The sequence below is a fragment of the Corynebacterium tuberculostearicum genome (assembly GCF_016894265.1).
In the GTDB taxonomy this organism is placed as follows: Bacteria; Actinomycetota; Actinomycetes; order Mycobacteriales; family Mycobacteriaceae; genus Corynebacterium; species Corynebacterium tuberculostearicum_D.
Genome location: NZ_CP069791.1, coordinates 821293 through 840166 on the forward strand (window position 1 = coordinate 821293; position 18874 = coordinate 840166).

Genomic DNA, 18874 nt, shown 5'->3' on the forward strand with positions numbered 1-18874 from the left:
ATTAATCCGTCTCGATGGGGAGCCCGGCAGCCTTCCAGTTATCCGTGCCGCCATCGACGTTGATGGTGTCCCAGCCCAGCGCATGCTCCAGATACTGGCAGACCTGCATGCTGCGGCCGCCCGCGTGGCAGATGACGTAAATATCCTTGTCCGGGTCGATTTCCTGGATGCGACCCGTAATCTCACTCATCGGGATATGGGTCGCGCCCTTTGCGCGCTCTACCGCCCACTCATCATTCTCGCGGACATCAATGAGCTGAGCGCCTTCTGGTACTTCAGTTGGTTGAACGTTTCTCATGCCTCATACCCTAGTCACGCATAGGTCCTTATGCTGCTCCGCGTGCCCCGTGCTAGCGCTGGAACCGCCAGTAGTGGTGCCACTGCCACGGTGGCTGCACAAGGTCGCCTTTTCCGTGGACTATCGCGAGGACTTGGCCAACGGCCACGTCGAGGTGGTGCTCGATTGTGGCGGCGGTGAAGTGGAGAGGTTTGTAGCCTCTGTGGACGGCGTCGTTAAGCTTTTGGCGGTCAATTTCGAACCGCTGCCGGTTCTCGCCCTGGTGGTAGGCGTAGCCGTCGACCTCGATGGCCAGCTTGTGCTCCTCTAAGAGTAAATCCCAGCGGTAAGGGCCAATGTACCTGTTGTTGTGCACGGTGACATGGGGCCGAAGCGCGCGGGTGAGATTGCGCTCGGGGACGCTATCAGCGCCGAGGATGGTGGTTTCCAGGACGCGCCGGGTGCGCTGCGGGAAGCGCTGGAAATCAAGCATGTGGCCCTCCATCTGGGAGGCGCCGTACTGGCCGGCAAAGCAGGCCTCGAGGAAGGCAACGGCGTCTTCTTCCGCCATGATTTCTGTGGCCTGCAGCGGATTGCACACGTTAATTCCATTGAGCTGGCCAAGCGCTTTCGGCCGGGCGCGGCGGCTGCGGAAGTACGGGCTGGAGGCCATCATTCCCGCGCGCAGGAGGTGGAGTGGGAAACTTAAAGCGTGGCCGAGGTAGTGGTGGGCGCACGAGTAGCCGTCGAGCGCCGAATCGGGCCAGCGATGGGAGACGATTTCCGCGAGTTCGCGCGGCGAGGGCTTTCCTTCGGTATAGAGGCCGTGGCAGATTTTCACGGCTTTGTTGTTGATAGCGCGGTGCGCGGCCTTGCGCGTGGTGAAGATTCTCATGCGCCCACCCCTAGGCGTTCATTTCGATCAATTAGGTCCCCCGAGGCCGGTGGTTTCGGCCTGCTATGTGATCGAATTGTACTGCGGGGGGCGGGATGGTGTCGCGGGGAGCGGCTTGCGGATGCGAAGAAGGACGAAAAAGGGGCGAAATGGGACAAAAAAGGGGCGTTTCGATCAAATACGGCCTTGGAGACCGCCGCTTTCGCGGTGCTATTTGATCGAAACGCCCTAAGGGGAGCCCGGAGAAGGAAGTCTTACTTGAAGCGAGCCTTAGCCTCTTCGAGGATCTTCTCTGCCTCGGCCTTGTCGCCCCAGCCGGAGCCGGTGACTTCCTTGTTCGGCTCCAGGTCCTTGTAGTGGACGAAGAAGTGCTCGATTTCGTCCTTGATGTGCTGCTCGACATCGTTGATGTCCTGGTAGCGCTCCCAGCGCGGGTCATCGATGACGGCGAGCAGCTTGTCGTCGCCGCCGGCCTCGTCGGTCATCTTGAAGACACCGACGATGCGGGCCTCAACGACTACGCCCGGGAAGACCGGCTCCGGCAGGATGACCAGGGCGTCGAGCGGGTCGCCGTCTTCGCCCAGGGTGTGGTCGATGAAGCCGTAGTCAGCCGGGTAAGCCATCGGGGTGAACAGGTAACGGTCGAGGTAGACCTTGCCGGACTCGTGGTCAACCTCGTACTTGTTGCGGGAGCCCTTCGGGATTTCAATGGTTACTTCAACGCTCACAGCGATGTCCTCCATGGGGGATTGGGTATCAATTACTGCCCATAGTCTAGCGCGTTGCGGATTCGCGCTAGGGTTAAAGGCAATGAAAGCAAAGCATGTTTGGTGGTCAGCGACCGCGCTCGTGGTAGCGGCAGCGGTCGGAGGTACGGCTGCGCTGGGCGTTACCCTCCAGCGCGAATACGGCGATCTCTCGCACGGGGAGGCACAGGCGGTCGAGGCTCCTGAGGAGCCGTTGAGCGCAGCACAGCCGGGCGAGGCAGACCTGGATGCGCTGAGCGCGAAGCTGGATGAGCTCGCTAAGCATAAAGACCTTGCCACTTTTGGCGGCGAGGTGATCGATACTGAAACCGGTGACGTGGTGTGGCAGCGCGACGCGGATAAGCGGCTCACCCCGGCCTCGTCCACGAAGGTCCTCACCACTGCGGCGGCGACGTTGGCGCTGGATGAGAATGAGAAAATCACCACCAAGGTCTACCGTGGGTCGAACGAAAAGAACGTGGTCATTAAGGCCGCGGGCGATGTGTGGATGACGCACGAACAGCTCGATGATTTGGCCGAGCAGATTTCGAAAAACGTCGAGCAGGTCGATGGCGTCTACATCGATACCTCCGTATGGTCCGGCGAGGCGCAGGCCCCGGGCTGGGATCCGGAAAACGTGGACGGCGGCTTCGTCGCGCCAATGGAACCGGCCATGCTCTACGGTGGTCGCCTGGGCGCGACGACGGGGGATGTGCCGAGGAGCCATGAGCCGGCTTTGGATGTGGCTAAGCAGCTAGGCGATCGCCTCGGCGCGGGCAAGGTAGGCATGGGCTCTGTGGCGGAGAACGCGCAGGAGGTGGCGAGTGTGGATTCGCCGCCGCTCGCGGACCGCGCCCGAGAAATGGTGCGCCATTCCGATAATGTCATGGCCGAGGCCATTGCGCGTGAGCTGGCGATGGCCCGTGGCAAGGAAGCCAGCTTTGAGGGCGATACGCAGGCGACGCTCGAGGTGCTGCGGGAGCAAGGATTCGACGTTGAGGGCGTGGATATTAGGGATAATTCGGGGCTCTCGGTGGACAATCGGCTCACCGCCGGGCTGTTGACGCAGCTCATTAATGGCGCGGTCAAGGATCCGCGCCTGCGCCCGCTGGTGTCCTACCTTCCGGTAGCCGGCGGCGATGGCACGCTGTACGAGCGCTACGGCGATTCCGCGGCCAAGGGCTACGTGCGCGCCAAGACCGGCACGCTGACTGGGGTCTCGGCCCTGGCCGGCACCGCGCAGGGTAATTCCGGGCGCGTATATGCCTTTGCCTTCCTTGTAAATGACGGCGATATTTTGGCCGCCCGCAAGGCGCAAGACGCATTGGCTTCTGCACTGCATGAGTTCTAATAAGCCCTTTTGGCCGCGGATTTCACCGCACTTTCTAGCGTGTCGGCGCGGCGTGCGCGCCGCAGGCCTTGACCACGCAGTGGCGGTGGGGCTTTCCGGGGGCGCGGATTCGCTGGCTCTCATGGCGGCGCTGGTGGCGGAGGGGCACGAGGTGCTCGCGCTGTGCGTAGACCACGGGTTGCAGGACGGATCGCGGGCGCAGGCCGAGCGCGCGGCCGAACAGGCGCGAACGCTGGGCGCGCGGGCGCGGGTGCTCAGCGTTGAGGCGGGCGCTGCGGCGGGGGCGGAGTCGATGGAGGCGGCCGCGCGGGCGGCGCGGTATCGAGCACTGGCCGCCGCGTGCGCGGGCGAAGGTTTCGAGGTGGCCGTGGCGCATACGGCCGATGACCAGGCGGAAACGCTGCTGCTCGGCGCGCTGCGTGGGCGGGTGACTGGCATGAGCGAGCGCAGCGAGGTGGAAGGCGCCCGCGTGGTGCGGCCTCTGTTGAGCGTGCGCCGGGCCGATACCGAGGGCGCCTGCACAGAGTTGGGCCTTTCCGCGTGGCGGGATCCGCAGAACGAGGACACGAATTTCCGCCGCGTGGCGCTGCGCCGCGAGGTCATTCCGCAGTTGAGCCGCATCATCGGCGGGGACGCGGTGCCAGCGCTGGCGCAAGCCGCAGGCGATGCCGCGCTTGACGACGCCGCCCTGCGCACCCCACCCACCACCGACTGCGCCGAGCTGGCGGCTATGGCGGAACCGCGGCGCCGGCGGGCGATCGCTGCGTGGCTGGTCAGCGAGGGGGTAGAGGTGACAAGGAGGGGAGTGGGGGACGTCGGCAAGCTGTGCACCCACTGGCACGGGCAAGGCCCGGTGGCCGTGCGATCGGCGCGGCAGGTGGGGCAGAGGTTGGAAGTAGCCCGTATAGGTGGCAAACTGGCACTATTGTCTGGTCATTAAAGGAGCGCACACGTGCACGACAAGAAAGACTTCGCCGTTCCCGCAAACCGCTACGGTGACGATGTAGAAGCAATCCTCATTGGAGAAGAGGAACTGCAAAGCCGCGTCCAAGAACTCGCGGATATGGTCTCGGAAAAGTATGCCGACTCTGAGCAAGACCTGCTGTTGGTCTGTGTGCTCAAGGGCGCAGCATTCTTCCTCACGGACTTTGCGCGCAAGCTATCTATCCCCTCCGAGCTGGAGTTTATGGCCGTATCCTCCTACGGTGCCTCCACTTCTTCTTCCGGCGTGGTGCGCATTTTGAAGGATTTGGACCGCGATATTGCCGGGCGCAACGTGCTCATCGTGGAAGACATCATCGATTCGGGCCTCACCCTGTCGTGGCTTATCCGCAACCTGGAAGGCCGCAACCCTGCCTCGCTGAATGTGGTCACCCTGCTGCGCAAGCCGGAGGTAGTCAAGGCCGATATTGACCTGCTGGATGTGGGCTTTGATATCCCGAATGAATTCGTCATCGGCTACGGGCTGGACTTTGCGGAACGCTACCGCGATCTGCCCTACGTGGGCACCCTTCACCCTGATGTCTATACCACCAACTAAAATCGCGCAGTAATGAAAAACAACAAGATTCTTCGCTACGGCGGGATTGCGGCTCTAATCCTTATCGCGCTGTACGCCTTTACCTTCTTCAGCAACGATGCCCGCGGCTATGTGCAAGCGGATACCTCCGTTGCGCTGACCCAGCTCAAGGACAAAAACGTCGATGAGGTGGAAATTGATGACCGCGAGCAGCGCCTGCGCATCAAGCTCAAGGACGAAATCACGGTAGACGAGCGCGACGGCGTGAAAGAGATCGTGGCCAAGTACCCGGCCCGCGCCTCTGAGCAGGTCTTTAACGCCGTCAAGGATTCTGGTGCCGAGAAATACCAGACTAACGTCACCCAGGAATCCTTCCTCGGCTCCATGCTCAGCATGCTGCTGCCGATGATCATCCTCTTTGGCTTCCTCTTCTGGCTCATGTCCCGCATGCAGCAGGGCGCCGGCGGCATGTTTGGCATCGGCGGTTCCAAGGCTAAGGAACTGACCAAGGACATGCCCACCAATACCTTTGAGGACGTGGCCGGTGCGGACGAGGCCGTGGATGAGCTGCAGGAGATCAAGGACTTCCTGGAAGACCCCACCCGCTACCACGACCTAGGCGCCAAGATCCCGCGCGGCGTACTGCTTTATGGCCCTCCGGGTACCGGTAAGACCTTGCTTGCCCGCGCCGTGGCTGGCGAGGCTGGCGTGCCGTTCTATTCCATCTCCGGTTCTGACTTTGTGGAAATGTTCGTCGGCGTGGGTGCCTCCCGCGTGCGCGACCTGTTCAAGCAAGCGAAGGAAAATAGCCCCTGCATTATCTTCGTGGACGAGATTGACGCCGTGGGCCGCCAGCGCGGTTCCGGTACCGGCGGCGGCCACGATGAGCGCGAGCAGACCCTTAACCAGCTGCTAGTAGAAATGGACGGCTTTGGTGACCGCGAAGGCGTGATCCTCATCGCCGCCACCAACCGCCCGGACATCCTCGATCCGGCGCTGCTGCGTCCGGGCCGTTTCGACCGCCAGATTCCGGTCACCAACCCGGACTTGGCCGGACGCGAGGAGATCCTGCGCGTGCATGCGAAGAATAAGCCGCTGGCAGAAGAGGTTGACGTAGCGCAGCTGGCTAAGCGCACCGCCGGCATGTCCGGCGCGGACCTGGCCAATGTGCTGAACGAGGCCGCCCTGCTTACCGCCCGCATCGGCGGCAACGTCATCACCTATGACGCCTTGGAAGAGGCCACCGACCGCGTCGTGGGCGGCCCGCGCCGCCAGGGCAAGATCATCTCCGAGCACGAGAAGAAGGTCACCGCTTACCACGAGGGCGGACACACGCTTTCTGCGTGGGCGCTCAAGGATATTGAGCGCGTGTACAAGGTCACCATCCTGGCCCGCGGCCGCACCGGCGGCCACGCCATGACCTCCCAGGAAGACGACAAAGGCATGTACACCCGCGACGAGCTTTTCTCCCGTTTGGTTTTTGCCATGGGTGGCCGCGCGGCCGAGGAGCTGGTCTTCGGTGCGCCGACCACCGGTGCGTCTTCCGATATTGAAAACGCCACCAAGATCGCTCGTTCCATGCTCACCGAGTACGGCTTCTCCCCAGACCTGGGCACCGTAAAGTACGGCAAGGAGCAGGGCGATCCCTTCAGCCAGATGGGTGGCGGCGGCTCCATCGATTACTCCGATGAGGTTGCCTCCAAGATTGATGAGCAGATGCGCTACCTGCTGGAGCGCGCGCACGAGCAGGCCTATGACATCCTGCGCAATAACCGTCACTACCTGGATAAGCTGGCCGAGGCCCTGCTGGAGAAGGAAACCCTGCGCCGCCCTGACCTGGAGCGCATCTTCGACGGCATCGAGCCGCGCGAGGCCTTCGACGTCTTCCCAGGTGAAGACGATCGCTTCCCGCGTCAGATTGGCTACGCCCCGGTGAAGACCCCGGTTGAGCTGGCGAAGGAGCGCGGCGAGGAGCTGCCTAAGCGTATGACGCTTCTCGATGCCTCCCGGGCCGCCCGTGAGCGCCGCCTTGCCGGCGAAGAGCCGAAGGGTGAGGTGGGCTTCAACTTTGGCCAGCACGCCGGCGATTACGTCGACCCGGACACCGCCCGCGAGTTGGGCCGCGGCCCCGCCAAGGGAGACGAGAATAAGGAAGCGAAGGACGCCAAGCCGGCCCGCGACAATCAGTCGGCTCAGCCTTCCGAACCTGTTGCACGCCCGGCCGCCCGCCCCGCCAACAGCGGTGGCAAGCACCACAAGCCGGATGCTGGCGCGGATGCTGATGCCGAGACCAGCCAGTGGTTTACCCCTGGTTGGGGCGAAAAGGATCGCCGCAAGAACCCCTATGCGCGCGAGGACGACAAGCAAGAAGATAACTAATGTCTGATAATCACATTCCCGCTCGCGCCGCCTTTGACCAAGACCGAGCGGAGGCAGCGGTGCGTGAGCTGCTCCTTGCGGTGGGGGAGGACCCTGACCGCGAGGGCTTGCGCGAAACCCCGGCCCGCGTGGCCCGCGCCTACCGCGAAGTTTTCGCCGGCCTGCACGAGGACCCGACCGAGGTCTTGCATAAGACCTTCGCTGAGGACCACCAAGAATTGGTTTTGGTGCGCGATATCCCCATTTATTCCACCTGCGAGCACCACTTGGTGCCGTTTTACGGCGTGGCGCATATTGGCTACATCCCGGGCAAAGACGGCCACGTCACCGGTTTGAGCAAGCTCGCCCGCCTGGCGGATATGTACGCTAAGCGCCCCCAGGTCCAGGAGCGCCTCACCCAGCAGGTAGCGGACGCCTTGGTGGAGGTCCTCGGTGCGCAGTCCGTCATCGTGGTCATTGAGTGCGAGCACCTGTGCATGGCCATGCGCGGCATTCGCAAGCCGGGTGCGACGACGACCACCTCCGCGGTGCGCGGCGGCTTCAAAAATAATGCCGCCTCCCGCGCCGAGGTGCTCAGCCTGATTCGCAGCTAAGTCCCCCGGTTACCACGAAAGCGAGAAGGAGCACGCCATGCAGCAGGCAACCTCGGTATCGGATCTGAGCATCGCCAACCGCACGCTGGTGATGGGCATCGTCAACGTCACGGAGGATTCCTTCTCCGATGGCGGTAAGTGGTTGGACGTCGATGCTGCCATCAACCACGCCCGCGAACTCGTGGCGCAGGGCGCGGACATGATTGACGTCGGCGGTGAGTCCACCCGGCCGGGTGCGGTGCGGGTAGAAGCGGACGTCGAAAAGCGTCGCGTGGTTCCCGTCATTAAGGCGCTGAGTGAGCTGGGCATCCGCACCTCCGTGGATACGATGCGCGCCTCGGTGGCCCGTGCGGCCGCAGCGGCCGGCGTGGACATGATTAATGACGTCTCCGGTGGCCTGGCTGATCCGGAGATGTATCGCGCGATGGCAGAGGCCGGCGTACCCGTGTGCCTGATGCACTGGCGCACGCTGCAGGAAGGCGCCTTTGGTTCCGCGGCCGGTAGCGCCGACCACGGCGGCGATGTGGTGCGCGATGTGCATGAGACCCTCGAGCGCCTGGCGAATAACGCGCTGGCGGCCGGCGTGCGCCGCGATAATATCGTGCTCGATCCGGGCTTAGGCTTCGCCAAAACCCCGCAGGATAACTGGGCGCTGCTCAAGGCCCTGCCGGAGTTCCTCGACGCCGAATTCCCCATGCTGGTAGGAGCCTCGCGTAAGCGCTTCCTCGCCGCCATCCGGGAGGACCGTGGCGTGGAGTCCAGCCCGCTGCTGGCCGATCCCGCGACTGCGGCCGTGACCGCCATCTCCGCCCAGATGGGCGCGTGGGGCGTGCGCGTGCACGAGGTCGCCGTCTCCCGCGACGCCGTCGATGTGGCCGCGGCTTGGAACGCCGGCGATGGCTACAAGGGTGGGGCCAATGCCAGCGGCAGCTATAGCAACGGCGCCGATGGCAATGGCACCATGAAATCCACCGCCCTACCGCGCAACCCTGAGGAGTAAAACATGGCAGACCGCATCGAGCTCACCGGCCTAGAATGCTTTGGCTACCACGGCGTCTTCGAAAAAGAAAAGCGCACCGGCCAGCCTTTCATCGTGGATATCACCTGCTGGTCCGAGTTCGCCGAGGCCGCCGCCACCGATGATCTGACCAAGACCATCAATTACGCCGAGCTTGCCGACGTCGCCGCGAAAATCATCGAAGGCCCCGCCCGCGACCTCATCGAGACCGTCGCCAGCGAGGTGGCCGATACCATCATGGCCACCTTCGAGGGCCTGCATGCCGTGGAGGTCACCCTGCACAAGCCGCAGGCGCCGATTCCGCGCACTTTTGCCGACGTCGCCGTGGTCGCCCGCCGCTCCCGCAAGCACGCGAGGACCCTCTAATGCGTGCGGTGCTGTCTATCGGCTCCAATATGGATGACCGCGTGGAGCTTTTGCGCACGGTATTCGACGAGTTCGCCGGCGAGATCGTCGCCGCCTCGCCCGTCTATGCCACCCCGCCGTGGGGCGTGACGGACCAAGACGAATTCCTCAACGCGGTGCTCATCGTGGACGTCGAGGAGACTCCGAAAGAACTGCTGCGCCGCGGGCAGAAGCTCGAAGAGGCCGCCGAGCGCGTCCGCGTGCGCCACTGGGGACCGCGCACACTGGACGTGGATATCGTCGATATTGAAGGTTATACCTCCGACGACCCAGAGCTTATCGTCCCGCATCCTTATGCCCGCGAGCGCGCCTTCGTGCTGATTCCGTGGTTGGCGGCCGATGCTGGTGCTAGGTTGAGTGGGGAGGGCGTCGCCAAGCGGGTAGCAGCACTCGACCCGCAAGAGCGCGCCGATATTCGCCGGCTGGGCATGATGGAGGAGCTATGACACGGACCTCGCTGGGTGCCCTCATCGGCACCGGGGTCTTTTTCGCCGCCGCGGCGGCCATCCTCACCACGCGCTTTTATGGCTCCATGCTGCAAATCCCGGTAACGGTCTCGGCCACGCTGTGGCTCATGGCCGTCATCTGTGTGGCGCTGACCTGGAAGGTGGATCAAGCCACCGAGGACGAGCATGGCATTGGCCTGGATAATTCGCAGCTCAACCCCATGACCATCACGCAGTTCATGCTGGTAGGAAAGGCCTCGGCATGGACGGGTTCCATCGTGGGTGGCATATATGCCGGCATTGCCGTCTACGTCATTCCTAACGCCGGTACGCTCACTGCGGCCTCCGATGACCTCGTGGGCGTCATTGCCTCTGCGCTCGGTGGCCTCGCGATGGCCGCCGCTGGCCTGCGGCTAGAGCGACACTGCGAGACCCCGCCCCCACCAGATGGGGTACAAGCGGTACATTAGTGAGCATGACTGAGCCGCGCTCTTCTTCTAGCAAAACTCCCGCCAAGACGACCAAGCCGGATCTGGGCCAGATCGGGCTCATCGTCCTCGTGGTGCTGGCCGTTGTAGCCAGCATCGTCATGCTGATTTCCGGCTCTGCCGCAGCTCTTAAGATTGCGCTCATCGCCGCTTTGTGGGCCGCCGTGCTCGGCTTCTTCCTGGTGATGCGCTACCGCCGCCAGGCCGAGGAATCCGTGACCAAGCTGGAGCTGCAGGAGCGCGCTCACCGCGCCGAGCTTAAGCAGGTTCAAGCAGCCGACGGCCAGCCCCTGCCGGATCAGGAGCTGCTCGATGAGATCCGCACCGAGCTGGCTTCCATCCGCAAGCAGATCGAGGATCTTTCCGGCCAGGACTTCACCTATGAACCGGCCGCCCTGCACGCCGAGGCGCGCCGCATCATGCAGCTCGAGGCCCAGACCGCGGCTGCTACTCGCCCTGGCTCTGAGGAAGGCAATGTGGACTTCACCCAGTCCTCTTCCGGCGCCCCGTCTGCCGATGCCATTGCTGGCCGCTTGGGCAACCAGCCATCCGCAGCACACGCCGAGTCCAACCCGCTTAATGACATCATCAGCGAAAAGACCCGTGCGCAGCGCACCTCCGGCAAGACTTCTGGTGCCTCCACCTTCAATACTGGTGGCTTCCAGGCCGTGCGCTGGGATACCGGCGGCGATGATTCCCTGAAGACTTCCCGCACGTCCGCGGCCAGCGAGCACCACGGCAGCCACCGCAAGCCAGAGGCTGCCACCAAGGCAAATCATGAGACCCAGGACATTCCGCAGCAGGCGGCGCCGCAGCGCGATGACCGCGCGGAGTACCCGGGCTCCGGTCAGCACGTGGCCCCAGAAAGGTCCGAGCCGGTGCGCCAGAAGGCAGCCCGCTCCCATCACCGCGCGGCCGCCGAAGAGCCCGATTCCCGTGGCCGCCGCCGCAGCGACGATAAGCGCGAAGGCGCGGTCTCCGTGGCCGAGCTGCTGGCCCAGGCGAAGAAGAAGGATAAATAAATGCGCCCGCCACGCATGCGGGTAGCCCTTTTTGGTCGGAGCCTGGCTGGCTTTACCTTGGCCAATGCCATGGAACGCGCCGGCCATGAGGTGCAGATGCTCTCGGACCCGGCTGAACTTGCCTCTTTTGAGGCCCTCATCATCGCCGTGGGCGATGCCCGCTTAGAAGCCACCGTGGAACTTTTTGAACCCCACGTCCACCACGGGCTTATCGTGTTCCACACCTGCCTCTCGCGCGGTGTCCAAGTGCTAGATCCGCTAGAAACGCGCGGCTGTGTCGTTGCGGCACTCGCCCCATTTGCACTCATGCGCTGGGCCGTGACCACCCTGGACGAGCTGGGCGAGACTGTGGTGGAGCTCAATATCACCGAGTTCCGCGGCGAAGCCGTCGCGCTTTCCGATGCCGAACGTCCTGCCTTTGCCGCCCGCGCCTACTACGCCGAGATGCTGCGCCGCTTGCACATCTCTGCGTCGGTCGATGCTCGTTTCCTCCCCTCTGCAGAGGAAAAGCCCATGGTGGGTGAGGACATGGACACCGAAGAGATCATCGCCGCTTATCGCGGCGCCACCGACCCCGGCCTGCGCCGCAGCTACGTGGAGGTTGCCCGCCGCCTAGGCGAGGTAGACGGCCGCGAGGAGCTGGAAATGTGGGCCCTACAAGAGGAGAGCCGATGAGCCTAGAGCTGGGAAACGCCACCGTTATCAGCGAGATTGAGCGCATCCGCATGGTTGGCAGCGCCTTTCATAAGACTGGCCGCCCGGTGGCCTTCGTGCCGCTGACCAACGGCGTGCACGCCGGCCATATCGCGTTGGTGCGCGCGGCCAAGCACATCCGCGGCGCGGTTACCGTCGTGGCCCTACAGTCCCCGCACGAGGAAGACCTTGAGCTCCTGCGCGCCGAGGGCGTTGACATAGTCTGGGATTACTCGCCAGAGGCCTTGTGGCCGCACGGCCGCCGCATCGCCGTGGCTCCGGCCGACGCCGCGACCGCCCTCGAGCCGGACCTCAGCGAGGATCTCTCGCTCTATCTAGCGCTCATCCTGACGCTTTCGCCTACCGACGTCCTCCTCGGCGAAAAGGACTATGAGCTCCTCCTCGCCATCCACCACGCGGTCCAAGACTTCCACTTAGGCGTGCGCGTGCAGGGCGTGCCAGCAGTGCGCATGCCCGATGGCGTGGTGATAAGCCTGCGCAATACCAACGTCCCGGCCGGATCCCGTGACCAGGCAGCGGCCCTATCCGCCGCGCTGACCGCCGGCGCGCATGCCGCCGAAGCCGGTGCCGACAAGGTCCGTGAAGTCGCCGCGGAAGTCCTGCGCGCAGCAGGCGTTGAACCGGACTACCTCGAGGTGCGCGGCCGCAACTTGGGTAACCCGCCTGCGGAGGGTGACGCCCGCTTACTCGTTGCCGCTACCATCGGCGGCGTGCGGCTCATCGATAATGTGGGCCTGCCGCTGGGCATCGGCTTTAATAATATTGAAGAGCACGAGGCCAAGGCCGAGCTCGAGCGCGAGCAACAGCGCGCGCAGGGTACCGCTTCCCAGCAGCCACCGGAGGACTAATGACCGATATCCAGATCCGTGACCTCGACCCGCGCGATGAGCCCAAAGCCATTTCTTTTGCCATCGAGGGCATGCACCTGCACTGGTTTGTGAAGAGCCGCCGCTTCGAGCGCGCCTATGGCCGCTACTTTTGGGATTTAGAGCGCGCCAAGGCCACCGATATCTTGGCCGCCTACGATGGCGACCGCTTCCTCGGCGTGCTGTTGGCCTCCATGAAAGGCAAGCCCGCGCTGCCGTATCCGTGGTGGCGCAAGGCATTTGTTCACGCGGTGGAAATCTTTAATAACCTGCGCCCGGGCGGACACCGCGATGATTACGATGCCGCCAATCAGGACATGCTGCTCAAGTACTTGGGTAAGCACCCCATTGATGGCGAAATCGGCTTCCTCGTCGCGGACCCCAATTCCGGCGTGAGCGGCGTGGGCACGGCGCTGCTCGAGGCCTTCGAAGCCCGTCATGAGGGAAAGACTGTCTACTTGTTTACCGATGACGGCTGCACTTATCAGTTCTATGACAGCCGCGGCTTCACTCAGGTGGGCGAGCGCACCATCGCGGTCAACGAGGACCGCGACTTGGTGTGCATGCTCTATGTGCGCCGCTTGGGCGCACCGCAGACCTAGCGCGCCAACGCTCCCATCGGGTCCCAGGCCGGCAGGGTGGTCACGGACTCGGACTTCAACGCCGCTTGATATTGCTCCGGCAGGCGGGAGGGGTGCACGGCGATTTCGAAGACGAACTCGTCGAACCAGTCATCGCCCATGGTCCAAAAGCCCTTATCGGCCTTCTTCGGGCCCCAGGAATTCTCCACGCGCCAGCGATTGATGGTGCCATCGTCTGCGATATCGGCGCCGGTAAAGACCATCGCGTGGGTCATGAGGGACTCGTGCAGGCGCAAACGCTGCGCCTTGTCCAGATCCATCTCCACTCCGTAAAAGGCCTCATAATCGTGCAGGTGCTTGGCCCACACGCCGTGCTCATCATCGGATTGCTGGTCGGTATCGCAGCCGAACCAGACGGGCTGGCCGTCTTCGATGGAGGCACGCGCGGCATCGCGCAGCACCTCCACTGGCGCGTTCAAATAGGTCACGCGCTTTCCGGCCACGTTGCCCAGGTACTCCACGGTGTAGAGCTCGCCGTAGGCATTGCGCGGGTCGTTGACCACGCACACGTACTCGCCTAGGTCCGCCGGCAGGAATTCCTGGGCAAACTCCTGTGGGGTATAGGTGCCCGCGCGGTGGAACTCATCGTCCTTATCGCGGTACTGCCACACAAACTCCTCGGGCGGCAGGCCAAGGTTGGCGGTGAGGATACGGTAGACGTCGGCAAGCGCCTGCTCATGCGCGCCCTCTTCGCCGCTGCGGATGCGGTGGGCGGCGCGGCGCAGCACGGTCTGCAGGTTGCGGTTAAGCATCGCCGTGGCCTCGGAAGACGCGGTCTCCGGCATGGCGTATTGCGGCACCACGCCGTACTTTTCCACCAGGGCGACGAACATGGACCATTGGCCGCCGTCATCGATGGGATCATCCATGAGCTTGGTCACCGTGCGGTCCGTAATCTCGCGGTCTTTGAGCTCGGCCATGGCGGTGAGGAACCAATTGGCCTTCTCCAGCTTGTCAAAGAAGTAAATATAGGTCTGGGAGAGCTCAAAATCCTTGAGCTTGGCTTTGTCCATTAGCCCGCCGCGCAGGGAATTGAGGCCGGCAAAAATCCAGCAGCGGCCCGATGCCTTCTGGTCGGCTACGCCCCAGGAATCTAGCTTATAGCTGGTTACCGGGGTAAGGCTGCGCAGTTGTTCATGGTCGAGGCTGAGCTTGTCGACGCCCTCCTGGGCCACCCCGTTGCGTACCAGGCGCAGCGTGGCATCGCTGGTGAGCTCGGCGGTGGCGGCATGAACCTCGTTCGGTTTAATCTCTGTCATTTCTCGATTCTCCTTAGTTCATCCGGTCCCAGAGGGGAAGCTCAATCGGTTCGGTGGCAAGGGCCTGGGCAAGCGTGTCGCTCAGGTGCTCCTTGCGGACGGCGATGTGGAAGACGTTCTGGTCAAACCAGGCATCGGCCATGGTGGCAAAGCCCTTGCCGGGCACATCCTCGCCATCGTCCTTGCGCGGCGGCTTAGAACCCCAGGAATTTTCCACGCGCCAGGCGCGGTCACCATCGACGCCGGTGAGCACCATCGCGTGGGTGGGAGCGGTCTCGCCAGAGGTAAAACGCTCCTCCTTGCTCATGGAGGAATCGATGCCGTAAAGGCCATCGGTATCTACCAATCCCTCGTCCCATACGCCGTTGAGGAAGGAGAACTGGCGGTTGACATCGCAGCTAAACCACACCGGCTCGCCGGCCGCCAGGCTGCGCTTGGCAGTTTCCTTCAGCTCGGCCGCGCTGACGTTGAGGTACTCCTGCGGTGCGCCGCCCAGCACATTGGTCTCCTCGGCGCTGCTAAAGACGCGATGCCTGGGGTTGGTGGAGCGGGGGTCATCGGCAAGTACCACGTACTCGTCCAGATTCGGCAGGTACTTATCCGCAAACTCGCGCGGGGTGGAGTGCAGGCGCACGAATTGCTTGTCCTTGGTGCGATACGCCCAGGTAAATTCCTCCGGCGGGGTGCCCAGGTGGATGTCCAGGATGCGGTGGATATCCTTGCGCGCTTGGGCGAGGATTTCTTCGCGCGGTCCGTCCTGGGCGGCGGCACGACGCACCACCGTAGCGAGGTCGCGGTTCATCTCCGCGGTATTTCCAGACGAGCGCACCTCCGGCATGACCTCGGCAGGGACGGCGCCGTACTTGGCCACGAGGTTGCTAAAGAAGCACCACCAGCCGCCATCGGCCCCCGCGTGGTCTAGCACCGCGGCGACGGTGCGCTCGTCCCAGCCGGCGTCCTTCTTGTCCAGCAGCTGGTTGAGCACCAGGTTGGCGCGTTCCAGCTTGTCAAAGTACTGCAGGTAGGTGAAGGAAAACTCGAAGTTATCTACATTGAGCTCCTTGGCCGCGCGGTGACGGAAGACGTTCAGCGCCGCAAACATCCAGCAGCGGCCTGAGCGCTTTTGGTCCGATACGCCCAGGCTATCCAGCTTGACTTCGGTGGTGGGGTAGAGGGACGTGATGCGGTCGCGGTCTAGGGCCGCTTTCGCCGCCCCGACGTTGGTGATGGCGTTGCGCGCGATGCGCAGCCGGGAATCGGCCGCGGCCTCCTTGCGCAAGTGGGATAGGTATTCGTTGGTGAGCAAAGTCATAGTTTCGGTTTTAGCAGACCCGAGCCCACAGCGGCGCGGGCGGGTGGAGCTAGAGGTAGGCCGCCAGCTTGCCGACGGCCCCCGGAGTCCCCACTTCCTCCGGCAACCACGGAACCTCGCGCACCGGGGTATCGGGCAGCTGGGCGCGCAGGAGTGCGAGTGCCTCATCCTCGGCGGCGCGCCGGGCGGCAAGGAACTCGCCTTGGTTCTCCGGGGTGCGCCGGTTAACCAGCATGGATCCCACCCGCACACCGTTGCTCGTGAGGTCCGCATGGAACTCGGCTGATTCCAGCACGGGCAGGCTCTCGGCGGTGAGCACGATGTGGAACACGGTGCGCGGGGAGGTAAGCGCGGTGCGCAGCTGTGCAAAGCGCTCGCGGCGCTGGAAAAGCGTGGCGCGAATTTCCTGATTGCGCCGGTCCACCGGGTCATTATCCGCGCCGCTTCCTTGCGACATTCCGCGCACCAGTGAGCCGAATTTATCGGATTTCTCGCGCCGGGAGAGCAATCCGTCGGTATAGGCGGCCATGATTTCCGGCAGGGCCATCAGCCGCGAAGTGTGCCCAGAGGGGGCGGTATCGAAGATGAGGTAGTCGAAGTCCGACTCCTCCACGACCAGCGCCGCGATGCGCTCCAATAGCGCCGCCTCCTGTGTGCCGGGCGACTGCCGGGCCAAGTCGAGGTGCTTCTTAACCTCACCGTGCAGGTGCTCGGGCATAAAGCGGCGCATCGAGTTCCCTACCTGCGCTAGGTGTTGCTCGGTCGCGCGCGCAGGGTCGATTTCGATGGCGGACAGGGTAGGGGTGAGGTTTGAGGGGGCGTCGCCAAGCGAGGCACCAAAAATATGTCCCAGGTTATGCGCCGGGTCCGTGGACACCAGGCAGACGCGGTTCTTACGGGACAGGCGCAGCGCGGTAGCGGTGGCCAGGGTGGTTTTTCCCACCCCGCCCTTGCCGCCAAAGAACATGATGGGGGCGGTCTCTAGCAACATTGAATATTCTCCAGCGGGGATCTATCCATTCCCATGCGGGTATGCCAGGCGTGGAAATCCTCATAAACCAACGGCAAAAGCTCCAGGGTGTAGTAGCTGGCTGGGTTGGGGATGCCGAGCGCTTCCGAGGCAACCAGCATCAAGAAGAGATCGTCTTCTTGCTGCTGGGCTTTGGCAAAGCTGGCGCGATACGGGGCCTGGTAGTACTCATTGAGCCCGGCCGCAAGTGCCTTAAGCTTGTCGAGCATGCTCGGGCAGTGGGGCGTCAAGGTCACCATCGGTCCACTCCAGCGGGGTCTCCTTGCGGGCGCGGGAGATGGCGCCGACGGCCTCCACAATGACCCAAATGGCGGCGACCACGATGATGACGTCCATGCAGAATAGCAGCCAGTTCTGGCTGGTAAAGAGGGACTTCAGCTGGAGGAGTGCGGCCCACAGTGACATGGCGGTAACGAAGATGAGCGGGATGACCACCGGCCACGTTCGGCGGCGCAGGTGGGTAAGAATGACCACCACGATGGCCAAGGAAAGGCCCGCCATGAGCTGGTTGGTGGTGCCGAATAGTGGCCAGATGGTCATACCGCCGGAGCCATCCGTGCCGGCAGAGAAGGTCAGGCCGAAGGCCAAGCCCACCGCGATGACGGTGGCGGCCAAGGCTTTGATGCGCACGCCCATGATCTCGCCGATTTCTTGCACCACTAGGCGCTGCAGGCGCACGCCCGAGTCCATGGTGGTAGCGGCAAAGAGTACGGCCATGGTGGCCAAGATGGTGCCGGAGAGGGAGGTGGGAATCCCCATGCCTTCATTCATGAGCGCGCCGCCGCCTTGCACGAAGGCCTCCACGCCGCCGGCATTCCACTCGGAGTAGATCTCTTCCCACTGCTGCAGAGACTTAAAGCCCGCGGTGGTGGCGATGATGGTGCCTAGTGCGAGCAGACCCTCGCCCACGGCGCCGAAGTACCCTACAAAGCGCACGTCAGTTTCCTTATCCACCTGCTTGGAGGAGGTGCCGGAGGCCACCACGCCGTGGAAGCCGGAGATAGCGCCGCAGGCGATGGTGACAAAAAGTAGCGGGAAGATGCCCGGGGTGCCGTCCGGCACGTTATCGCGCAGCGCCGGTGCGGCCAGCGAAGGGCGGGTAATGAGGAAAGACCCGTACAAGATGGCCAGGCCCACAAAGAGCTGGAGGCCGTTGATGTAGTCGCGCGGCTGCAGCAATACCCACACTGGCAGCAGCGAAGCGATAAAGGCGTAGATGAATAACAAGATGATCCACACGCCGTTGGCGGGGATGCCCAAGACCGTATCTGGTAGGACCACAGGCACGCGGTCACCGATGATCATCAACGCGTAGAGTGCGACAACGCCCACGATGGAGACCAGCGGCAGGTTCCAATTCAGGCGGTAGATGGCCTGGCCGATAAGCAGCGCGACGACGATGGCGCCCCAGGTAGGGATTACGGCCGTAGGCGTGGAGACTAGCAGGTTCGAAATGACCACGGCGAAGGCCGCATTCACCATCAATAGCAGCAGGAAGATGACGATGAGGAAGAGGTTGCGCCCGCGCTTGCCAATGTAGCGCCCAGACAACGTGCCGATGGACTGGCCCTTGTGGCGCTGCGACGCCCACAGCGCACCCAAATCGTGCATGCCGGCAAAGAAGACGGTGCCGAGGGTGACCCAGAGAAACGCCGGGACCCAGCCCCAGATGACGGCTACGGCCGGACCGATGATGGGCGCGGCGCCCGCCACGGAAGTGAAGTGGTGGCCCCACAGGACGTATTTATTGGTGGGCACATAGTCCACGCCGTCTTCCATGGTGTGGGCCGGGGTGGAGTAGTTCGGGGATAGCCGGAAAATGCTCTTTCCTAGGAACTTGGAGTAGAGCAGGTAGCCGGCGCCCATCATCGCGATGCCGATGATGGCGAGGACAAGAGAGTTCATGGTGTGTG

21 protein-coding genes are annotated in these 18874 nt (G+C 63.4%); 13 read left to right on the top strand and 8 right to left on the bottom strand.

Annotation, left to right across the window (positions count from 1 at the left end):
• Position 1: 1 nt before the first annotated feature.
• From I6J28_RS03990 to I6J28_RS04000, 3 genes are all read right to left on the bottom strand, one after another.
• The gene (locus tag I6J28_RS03990; RefSeq protein WP_204610934.1) at positions 2 to 298 is read right to left on the bottom strand and encodes a rhodanese-like domain-containing protein; all 297 of its coding nucleotides are present in this window, start codon (positions 296 to 298) and stop codon (positions 2 to 4) included.
• Positions 299 to 350: 52 nt separating this feature from the next.
• Positions 351 to 1172: an endonuclease domain-containing protein gene (locus I6J28_RS03995; RefSeq protein ID WP_204610935.1), complete on the bottom strand. Its 822-nt coding sequence runs from the start codon at positions 1170 to 1172 to the stop codon at positions 351 to 353.
• A 254-nt stretch (positions 1173 to 1426) separates the two neighbouring features.
• Positions 1427 to 1900 carry an inorganic diphosphatase gene (locus I6J28_RS04000; protein WP_200435783.1) on the bottom strand — a complete coding sequence of 158 codons (474 nt, stop codon included), beginning with the start codon at positions 1898 to 1900 and terminating at the stop codon, positions 1427 to 1429.
• An 82-nt stretch (positions 1901 to 1982) separates the two neighbouring features.
• Between I6J28_RS04000 and dacB the strand changes: the two genes are divergently transcribed.
• The 13 genes from dacB to I6J28_RS04065 are packed head-to-tail and all read left to right on the top strand — an operon-like array spanning position 1983 to position 13321.
• Positions 1983 to 3269 (top strand): D-alanyl-D-alanine carboxypeptidase/D-alanyl-D-alanine endopeptidase, encoded by a 1287-nt coding sequence (gene dacB, locus I6J28_RS04005; RefSeq protein WP_204610936.1) that lies wholly within the window; start codon positions 1983 to 1985, stop codon positions 3267 to 3269.
• Positions 3259 to 4209, top strand: a complete 951-nt coding sequence (gene tilS, locus I6J28_RS04010; RefSeq protein ID WP_204610937.1) for a tRNA lysidine(34) synthetase TilS — start codon at positions 3259 to 3261, stop codon at positions 4207 to 4209. The genes dacB and tilS overlap by 11 nt, the downstream gene beginning before the upstream one ends.
• A gap of 12 nt (positions 4210 to 4221) precedes the next feature.
• The gene (gene hpt, locus I6J28_RS04015) at positions 4222 to 4809 is read left to right on the top strand and encodes a hypoxanthine phosphoribosyltransferase (RefSeq protein WP_204610938.1); all 588 of its coding nucleotides are present in this window, start codon (positions 4222 to 4224) and stop codon (positions 4807 to 4809) included.
• A gap of 12 nt (positions 4810 to 4821) precedes the next feature.
• Complete coding sequence (gene ftsH, locus I6J28_RS04020) at positions 4822 to 7167, top strand: ATP-dependent zinc metalloprotease FtsH (protein WP_204610939.1); 2346 nt, start codon at positions 4822 to 4824, stop codon at positions 7165 to 7167.
• A complete protein-coding gene (folE, locus tag I6J28_RS04025) occupies positions 7167 to 7760 on the top strand; it encodes a GTP cyclohydrolase I FolE (protein ID WP_204610941.1) in 594 nt (197 codons plus the stop codon). Before ftsH ends, folE begins: the two co-directional genes overlap by 1 nt.
• A gap of 37 nt (positions 7761 to 7797) precedes the next feature.
• On the top strand, positions 7798 to 8760 hold the full coding sequence (folP, locus tag I6J28_RS04030) for a dihydropteroate synthase (RefSeq protein WP_204610942.1): 963 nt from the start codon (positions 7798 to 7800) through the stop codon (positions 8758 to 8760).
• Positions 8761 to 8763: 3 nt separating this feature from the next.
• Positions 8764 to 9144, top strand: coding sequence for a dihydroneopterin aldolase (gene folB, locus I6J28_RS04035; protein ID WP_204610943.1), 381 nt, complete (start codon positions 8764 to 8766; stop codon positions 9142 to 9144).
• Positions 9144 to 9629, top strand: a complete 486-nt coding sequence (gene folK / locus I6J28_RS04040) for a 2-amino-4-hydroxy-6-hydroxymethyldihydropteridine diphosphokinase (RefSeq protein ID WP_204610944.1) — start codon at positions 9144 to 9146, stop codon at positions 9627 to 9629. The genes folB and folK overlap by 1 nt, the downstream gene beginning before the upstream one ends.
• Entirely contained in the window at positions 9626 to 10099 is a 474-nt protein-coding gene (locus tag I6J28_RS04045; RefSeq protein ID WP_005329908.1) for a DUF3180 domain-containing protein, read from the top strand. Before folK ends, I6J28_RS04045 begins: the two co-directional genes overlap by 4 nt.
• Before the next feature lie 5 nt (positions 10100 to 10104).
• The gene (locus tag I6J28_RS04050) at positions 10105 to 11139 is read left to right on the top strand and encodes a DUF6779 domain-containing protein (RefSeq protein ID WP_204610945.1); all 1035 of its coding nucleotides are present in this window, start codon (positions 10105 to 10107) and stop codon (positions 11137 to 11139) included.
• Positions 11140 to 11814, top strand: a complete 675-nt coding sequence (locus tag I6J28_RS04055) for a hypothetical protein (protein ID WP_204610946.1) — start codon at positions 11140 to 11142, stop codon at positions 11812 to 11814. It begins immediately after the preceding gene.
• A complete protein-coding gene (locus tag I6J28_RS04060) occupies positions 11811 to 12701 on the top strand; it encodes a pantoate--beta-alanine ligase (protein WP_204610947.1) in 891 nt (296 codons plus the stop codon). Before I6J28_RS04055 ends, I6J28_RS04060 begins: the two co-directional genes overlap by 4 nt.
• Positions 12701 to 13321 carry a GNAT family N-acetyltransferase gene (locus I6J28_RS04065; protein WP_204610948.1) on the top strand — a complete coding sequence of 207 codons (621 nt, stop codon included), beginning with the start codon at positions 12701 to 12703 and terminating at the stop codon, positions 13319 to 13321. The genes I6J28_RS04060 and I6J28_RS04065 overlap by 1 nt, the downstream gene beginning before the upstream one ends.
• Here I6J28_RS04065 and I6J28_RS04070 read toward each other — a convergent pair.
• Genes I6J28_RS04070 through I6J28_RS04090 form a run of 5 tightly spaced genes read right to left on the bottom strand, consistent with a single transcriptional unit; the run spans position 13318 to position 18866 of the window.
• Positions 13318 to 14619, bottom strand: a complete 1302-nt coding sequence (locus I6J28_RS04070; RefSeq protein ID WP_204610950.1) for an aminopeptidase C — start codon at positions 14617 to 14619, stop codon at positions 13318 to 13320. The two genes, I6J28_RS04065 and I6J28_RS04070, sit on opposite strands and share 4 nt — an antisense overlap.
• Positions 14620 to 14632: 13 nt before the next feature.
• Complete coding sequence (locus tag I6J28_RS04075) at positions 14633 to 15931, bottom strand: aminopeptidase C (RefSeq protein WP_204610952.1); 1299 nt, start codon at positions 15929 to 15931, stop codon at positions 14633 to 14635.
• Positions 15932 to 15980: 49 nt separating this feature from the next.
• Entirely contained in the window at positions 15981 to 16922 is a 942-nt protein-coding gene (locus tag I6J28_RS04080) for an ArsA family ATPase (RefSeq protein ID WP_204610954.1), read from the bottom strand.
• Positions 16913 to 17170 carry a cory-CC-star protein gene (locus I6J28_RS04085; protein WP_005329921.1) on the bottom strand — a complete coding sequence of 86 codons (258 nt, stop codon included), beginning with the start codon at positions 17168 to 17170 and terminating at the stop codon, positions 16913 to 16915. Before I6J28_RS04085 ends, I6J28_RS04080 begins: the two co-directional genes overlap by 10 nt.
• A complete protein-coding gene (locus tag I6J28_RS04090) occupies positions 17154 to 18866 on the bottom strand; it encodes a carbon starvation CstA family protein (protein WP_204610956.1) in 1713 nt (570 codons plus the stop codon). The genes I6J28_RS04085 and I6J28_RS04090 overlap by 17 nt, the downstream gene beginning before the upstream one ends.
• Positions 18867 to 18874 lie beyond the last annotated feature (8 nt).